Source organism: Vannielia sp., from assembly GCF_029212645.1.
Lineage (GTDB): Bacteria > Pseudomonadota > Alphaproteobacteria > Rhodobacterales > Rhodobacteraceae > Vannielia.
Window position 1 is genome coordinate 1 of sequence record NZ_JARGND010000086.1, and the last position, 5,944, is coordinate 5,944.

8 protein-coding genes and 1 pseudogene are annotated in these 5,944 nt (G+C 62.8%); 1 reads left to right on the forward strand and 8 read right to left on the reverse strand.

Annotated features, from left to right (window positions below):
* From P1U55_RS15570 to P1U55_RS15590, 5 genes are all read right to left on the reverse strand, one after another.
* Window positions 1-202 (reverse strand): 1-deoxy-D-xylulose-5-phosphate synthase N-terminal domain-containing protein (locus tag P1U55_RS15570; protein ID WP_301048558.1); only part of this gene is annotated, 202 nt, incomplete at its 3' end.
* A gap of 26 nt (window positions 203-228) precedes the next feature.
* Window positions 229-1,101, reverse strand: coding sequence for a polyprenyl synthetase family protein (locus P1U55_RS15575; RefSeq protein ID WP_301048559.1), 873 nt, complete (start codon window positions 1,099-1,101; stop codon window positions 229-231).
* A gap of 22 nt (window positions 1,102-1,123) precedes the next feature.
* Window positions 1,124-1,366 carry an exodeoxyribonuclease VII small subunit gene (locus tag P1U55_RS15580; protein WP_301048560.1) on the reverse strand — a complete coding sequence of 81 codons (243 nt, stop codon included), beginning with the start codon at window positions 1,364-1,366 and terminating at the stop codon, window positions 1,124-1,126.
* Window positions 1,363-2,307: a histone deacetylase family protein gene (locus tag P1U55_RS15585; RefSeq protein WP_301048561.1), complete on the reverse strand. Its 945-nt coding sequence runs from the start codon at window positions 2,305-2,307 to the stop codon at window positions 1,363-1,365. The genes P1U55_RS15580 and P1U55_RS15585 overlap by 4 nt, the downstream gene beginning before the upstream one ends.
* Before the next feature lie 47 nt (window positions 2,308-2,354).
* The gene (locus tag P1U55_RS15590) at window positions 2,355-3,161 is read right to left on the reverse strand and encodes a DUF4198 domain-containing protein (RefSeq protein ID WP_301048562.1); all 807 of its coding nucleotides are present in this window, start codon (window positions 3,159-3,161) and stop codon (window positions 2,355-2,357) included.
* Here P1U55_RS15590 and P1U55_RS15595 point away from each other — a divergent pair.
* A complete protein-coding gene (locus tag P1U55_RS15595) occupies window positions 3,160-4,335 on the forward strand; it encodes a HupE/UreJ family protein (protein ID WP_301048563.1) in 1,176 nt (391 codons plus the stop codon). The two genes, P1U55_RS15590 and P1U55_RS15595, sit on opposite strands and share 2 nt — an antisense overlap.
* On the opposite strand, the gene P1U55_RS15600 is transcribed toward P1U55_RS15595, so the two are convergent.
* The 3 genes and pseudogenes from P1U55_RS15600 to P1U55_RS15610 form a co-directional block, all read right to left on the reverse strand.
* Window positions 4,327-5,217, reverse strand: coding sequence for a DMT family transporter (locus P1U55_RS15600; RefSeq protein WP_301048564.1), 891 nt, complete (start codon window positions 5,215-5,217; stop codon window positions 4,327-4,329). The two genes, P1U55_RS15595 and P1U55_RS15600, sit on opposite strands and share 9 nt — an antisense overlap.
* Before the next feature lie 98 nt (window positions 5,218-5,315).
* Entirely contained in the window at window positions 5,316-5,723 is a 408-nt protein-coding gene (locus tag P1U55_RS15605; protein WP_301048565.1) for a hypothetical protein, read from the reverse strand.
* A gap of 75 nt (window positions 5,724-5,798) precedes the next feature.
* Window positions 5,799-5,944: pseudogene (locus P1U55_RS15610) on the reverse strand (branched-chain amino acid aminotransferase); the annotation flags it as partial.

Below are 5,944 nucleotides of genomic sequence, written 5' to 3' on the forward strand. Positions count from 1 at the left end.
TATCAAACACCGCGTGCAAAGCCACCGTTAGCTCCACCACGCCAAGGCCCGCACCAAGATGCCCGCCTGTTTGGCTTACGGCGCTGATCGTTTCAGCGCGCAGCTCACTGGCCAGTTTCATCAGGTCAGCATCGCTGAAGCCACGCATATCGGCGGGCAGGCGCACCTTGTCGAGAAGGGGGGTTGATGGCGTATCGGTCATGGCTCTTCGGGGCTCCTCGGGGCCGTCTAGCTGCGCCGGGCAATAACGAAGCGGGCCGCATCCCGCAAGGTTTCGCCATCCCTGCCGTAGGGGGCAAGCGCTTCACAGGCCTCTTCCACCAGGGCGGCGGCGCAGGTGCGCGCAGGCTCCAGCCCCAGCAGCGACACGAAAGTGGCCTTTCCGGCGGCGGCATCCTTGCCCACTGCTTTGCCAACCGCCTGTTCACTCCCCTCAACATCCAATATGTCGTCCGCGATCTGAAAGGCACGGCCCAGTGCTTCGCCATAGTGTCGCAGGGGCGCAGGATCGGCCCCGGCAATGCGCGGCCCGGCCATGGCGGACCAGGTGATCAGCGCCCCGGTCTTGCCCGCCTGAAGTGCTTCGATCTCGGGGAGGGTCAGCGGGGTTGCAGCACTTTCAGCAGCAATATCCGCTGCCTGCCCACCAACCATTCCGGCCACACCAGCGGCGTCAGAAAGGCTCTGTACCAGCCCGATACGCGCCTCGGGCGGGCATTCAGCCGCCGCAATCAAACCAAAGGCGAGTGATTGCAGCGCGTCACCGGCCAGCACCGCCGTGGCCTCATCCCACTTGATATGCACCGTTGGCTGACCGCGCCGCAGGGCATCATCATCCATGCAAGGCAGGTCATCATGCACCAGCGAATAGGCATGCAAGGCTTCAATCGCACCAGCAACCGGGGCGGCGATTTGTGGCTCTATTCCGTGCAATCTGGCGCTCTCGAGCACAAGGAAGGCGCGCAGCCCCTTTCCGCCGGTTGCGGCGTATCGCATCGCCTCGGCAACCGGGGTTTCATTGTGCGCAAGGGCCGCCCTGATCTCCGCTTCCGCAAGGCTGCGCGCCCGCGTCAGCCCATCGGCCAATGGCAGCCGGGTCAATCCCCCAGACACCCCGCGCGCCTCAGTCTACGTCAAGCGGTTGGCTGCCCGCAGGCTTGCCTTCGGCATCAAGCGTCAGCGCATGAACCTTCTCTTCAGCCTGCTTCAGCAGCGTATCGCAGCGTTTGCGCAGCGCATCGCCCCGTTGGTAAAGCGCGATCGAATCCTCAAGCGGAACCTCGCCACCGTCAAGTTGGTCAACAACCCGCTCAAGCTCTTTCATCGCTTCTTCAAAGCTCAGGTCATCCACTGGTTTGTCGCTCATTTCGCGCCCCGCTCCATCAACACTTCGACATGCGCCGCAACACTTGCCGCCAGCGCCTCCAGATCATATCCGCCCTCAAGGGTCGAGACCACCCGACCCCCGGCATGCGCATCGGCAATATCGCAAAGCCGGTGCGTCGCCCACGCGAAATCCTTTTCCGTTAGCTCCATCTGCGCCAGCGGATCGGCCCGGTGGGCGTCAAACCCCGCCGATATCAGCACCAACTCCGGCGCAAAATCATCAAGCGCTGGCAAAACCTCTGCCTCCATCGCCCGCCGAAACGCCTCTGAGCCCGCGCCCGGCGGAAGCGGCACATTCATCACGTTGTTATCTGCCCCGGTTTCATGCACGCCACCAGTGCCCGGATAGAGCGGCGATTGATGGGTTGAGATGAACAGGCAGCGTGTTTCGTCCCACAGCAAATCCTGGGTGCCGTTACCGTGGTGCACATCAAAATCCATGATCGCCACACGGCTCAACCCATGCTCATCCAGCGCGTTTTTTGCTGCAATAGAGACGTTTCCGAACAGGCAAAAACCCATCGCCGTGGTCTTCTCGGCATGGTGGCCGGGAGGGCGGGCGGCGATAAAGGCGTTCTGCGCCTTGCCTGTGATCACAGCCTCCACCGCCGCCACACATCCACCCGCCGCGCGCAGCGCCGCGTCGAGCGATCCGGCCATCACATGCGTGTCGCCATCTATCGCGACGGTCCCGCCGCGCGCCGCAGCCACCGCCTGCTCCACCGCCGCAACATGCGCCTCGGGGTGAACGCGCAGCAGCTCTGACCGCGCCGCCTTGGGGCAATCATGCCACTCCAACGCGGCAAAGCGCGGGGCTTCCAAAATCTCCAGAACCGCCTCCAGCCGCGCCACACGCTCTGGGTGGCCCGGAGGCGTTTCGTGTTTGAGGCAATCGTCATGGGTGTAGATGGCTGTTGTCATGCCCCCACCCTGCCGTGCCGCGCCCCCGCCCGCAAGAGACACACGCCCTACTGCGGCACCGCAAAGGTGAGAGAGGCCCACAGGCTGCGCCATACCGCCCCGGCCTCTGGGTCATCATTGCCGGTGTCGAGCATTACCACCGCATCCACCAGATACTCATGTCCCGCCTCTACCGGAAAGCTGGCGCGCCCGCTTTCATCGGTGCGGGTGGTGCGGATCTCTACCGACCCATCCGGCGCCTTTTCAAAGATCTCAACCTGCGCATCCGGCCGCGCCGCACCGTCATGCACCACATCCACAACCATGCCCCCCGAAAGGTCATCGGTATAGGGGTTCGTCACCGCCACGATCTCTGTCGGCATCCCCATCAGCCGGTCCGTGCCCGCACCATCGCCCACCGCGATCAAGGATTTGGCACAGCGCCGATAGGCCTCGTGAAACCCCTCATGCGGCAACCCGCGGCGATCATGCAGCGCAACCGTATCGCCCAAGTCCTTATGCTCCACAAAGCGCAGGAACTTGTCCCACTCGCTGTAATGCAGGCGGTAATCCGTGGTTTCCTGCACAACCACCATCAGCCCCTCACTCGGGGCGGGAATGTTGAGCGCGGGGCGATCCCCCACATTGGGTGTCACCTCCTGCACCCCGTCCGGCGTTACCAGCTCAAACCGCGCCGACCGGCCCGGAATGAAAACATAACCACCGCCCGCAAACTCTTGCCCAACCCTGAATTCTGCCTCAAGTTGGCCCCCAACCGGCACTTTGTAAGCCTCGGGCGAGAGCCAAAATTCATGGGCACCAGCGGGCCAAGCGGCCCCGAGACACAGGCAAAACAGGATAGCGACGATGCGCATGACAAAGCTCCTTACATTGGCCTTGAAAGTGACCTTGGCAGTGCTCCTGTCAACCCGGCTTGCCAGCGCACATGAGCTTAATCCAGCCGTCGCCGATGTCACCGTTGCGCCCGAAGCGGTGCAGATGGAGGTGACATTCACCGCCGAGGCGATGATCGCCGGGCTTGACCGCAGCGAAAATATCAACACCGACGACATGGAAAACGGCGGTGAATACACCCGCCTGCGCCTGCTCTCCGGCGAGGAAATGTCGCAAGCCTTCCGTGAGGCATGGCCCGCCCTCGCCGATGGCTTCAACATCTCCACCGATGGCCAGCGCGTGCCGCTTGAACTGACCGACATCACCATCACCGAAGACCCTGATCCCGGCCTGCCCCGCACCACCCGCATCACCCTGCTTGGCACCCTTCCGCCCGGTGACGCGCCGGTTACCATCGGCTGGTCCGGCAGCTACGGCCCGCTGGTGCTGCGCCAGGTTGGTGGCGGGGCTGATGCCTACTCCGATTTCCTCAACCCCGGCGCCACCTCCGAGCCGCTGCCGCGCAATGGCGAGATCGTCACCGAGGGCTGGTTGCCGCTGTTTGCCCGCTACATCGTCGTCGGGTTTGAGCACATATTGCCGCTCGGCCTTGATCACATCCTCTTTGTGCTCGGCCTCTTCTTCTTCTCGCTGCACCTGCGCCCGCTGCTCTATCAGGTGACGGCCTTCACCCTGGCCCACACCGTGACCCTGGCAATGGCCTCCCTCGGGATCGTCACCATCTCCCCCGCCATCGTTGAGCCGCTCATCGCCGCCTCCATCGTTTATGTCGCGGTCGAAAATATCATGGGCGCCAAGCTGGGCTGGCACCGCATCGCCATTGTCACCGTCTTTGGCCTGCTCCACGGCCTCGGCTTTGCCAGCGTGCTGGGTGAGGTTGGGCTTGAGCCCTCTCGCTTCATCACCGGGCTGATCGGCTTTAACGTTGGCGTCGAGATTGGCCAGCTCACCATCATCTCTGCCGCGCTGATCCTGATCTATGCCGCCACCGCTGCCGCCCGCCACGCCAAGCTTCCCCCCGAGGAGGCACCAGCTGAGGTGATGCAAGTGCTCTACCGCTCGGTGTCGCTGGCTGGCTCTATCGTGATCGCCCTGATCGGCGCGTATTGGGTGATTGAGCGCACGCTACTTTAGCGTCTGGCTGTCCATCCGCCCTCGTGCGGCGCGATCTTTGCCAAGCTTCTGCTCGCGCCACACAATAAAGCCGCCCGCCGCGATCACCAGCGCCGCGCCAGCCAGCATTTGCAATGTCGGCTCCTCGGCAAACACGAAATAGCCAATGATGAGCGACCAGATCATCGAGGAATAGGTGAAGGGCGCCAGCAGCGAGGCATCGGCGTAGCGGTAGGATGACGTGACCAGTATCTGCCCCGCGCCGCCAACCACGCCCGCGCCCACCAGCAGCACCCATTCCTCTGCCGTGGGCCACACCCACCATGGCAGCGTTGTGAGCGAAAGCAGCGTTGCCGTGCCGGAAAAGTAAAACACAATCGCCGCCGTTGATTCCTTCTGCGTTGCCATCGCCTTCACAAAAATCTGCGCCAGCGAGGCCAGCGTTGCCGAGGCCAGGATCATCATCGCCCCGATCAATTCCTGCTCACCGCCCTCTATCGTGAGGCGCGGCCACATGATTACCAGCACCCCCACCAGCCCCACCGCAACGGCGCTGATGCGCAACAGGCGGATGTGTTCTTTCAGCAAGATCGCCGCGAAAAGCACGATCAGGATAGGCGTGATAAACCGGATCGCCGTCACCTCGGGGAAGGGCAAGTACCGCAGCCCGGCAAATCCAAACCCCATCGCAGCCGAGCCTACAACCGCCCGCACCGCATGGCTTTTGATGCTGCGCACCTTCAACCCGCTGGGAAAATCGCCGCGCTGCCAAAGCCAGATCGCGATCACCGGCAGGGCGCATCCAGCACGAAAGAAAATCGTTTGCCCAATAGGGATGCCCTCTGCCGCCTTGACGAGAGCCCCCATCACGGTGAAGCAGAAAACCGCGCTGAGTGTCAGCATTATTCCCAATGTCGGTCGCATGTGAGGGGCGGGGCCTTCGCAGGTTGCCCTGCCGTTAGATCACGGCCACGCGATCAGGGCCAGACCCAGCCGCCTTTTCAGTCATTCAGGGTATGATAGGCGAGCACCGCCGCGCTTATCCCCTCTGCCGCCCGCGAAAGGCCATATGGCCCGATCCGGTTGCGCCCCACGCCATAAAGCACGCTCGCAGGTTCTGTTGGCCCTGCTTCCACAAAGTAAACACTGGCCGTCACCCCACGCGCGGCAAAGGTTTTGCGAAAACTCAGCGCCATGCTGCGCAGCGCTTCTGGCTCTGGATCGTGCAGCCGGATCTGCACATGCACCGGCACCTCACCGTAAGCGACACTGCCATCCATCAAGCTGCTCACGGCGTTTGACAGCGGCCGCGATGATTCATCCCCGGTGATCTGGTAATAGAGCATCATCACCGCCGTCGGCATCGCAACAATGGCTGCCAACATCAGCGCATAAAGAACCTGTCGCATCGGCGTTCCCACGTAAAAGGCCGCCCCAGAATACCGGCGCGGCCTTTCAACTAGGTTAATTCAGCTGCGGCAGTTTTAGCTGCGCACCAGTTTCTCGTAGCTCTCCGACATCTCCCGGCACAGCGCGCCCACCTCGAAGTGCCAGTCACCGATCTGGCCCACCGGCGTCACCTCGGCGGCGGTGCCGGTCAGCCAGCACTGCTCAAAGCCTTCCAACTCTT

Coding starts and splice junctions, on each gene's coding strand:
- P1U55_RS15580 (WP_301048560.1), bottom strand. CDS start 1,366: ATGAGCGACAAACCAGTGGATGACCTGAGCTTTGAAGAAGCGATGAAA.
- P1U55_RS15585 (WP_301048561.1), bottom strand. CDS start 2,307: ATGACAACAGCCATCTACACCCATGACGATTGCCTCAAACACGAAACG.
- P1U55_RS15595 (WP_301048563.1), top strand. CDS start 3,160: ATGACAAAGCTCCTTACATTGGCCTTGAAAGTGACCTTGGCAGTGCTC.
- P1U55_RS15590 (WP_301048562.1), bottom strand. CDS start 3,161: ATGCGCATCGTCGCTATCCTGTTTTGCCTGTGTCTCGGGGCCGCTTGG.
- P1U55_RS15600 (WP_301048564.1), bottom strand. CDS start 5,217: ATGCTGACACTCAGCGCGGTTTTCTGCTTCACCGTGATGGGGGCTCTC.
- P1U55_RS15605 (WP_301048565.1), bottom strand. CDS start 5,723: ATGCGACAGGTTCTTTATGCGCTGATGTTGGCAGCCATTGTTGCGATG.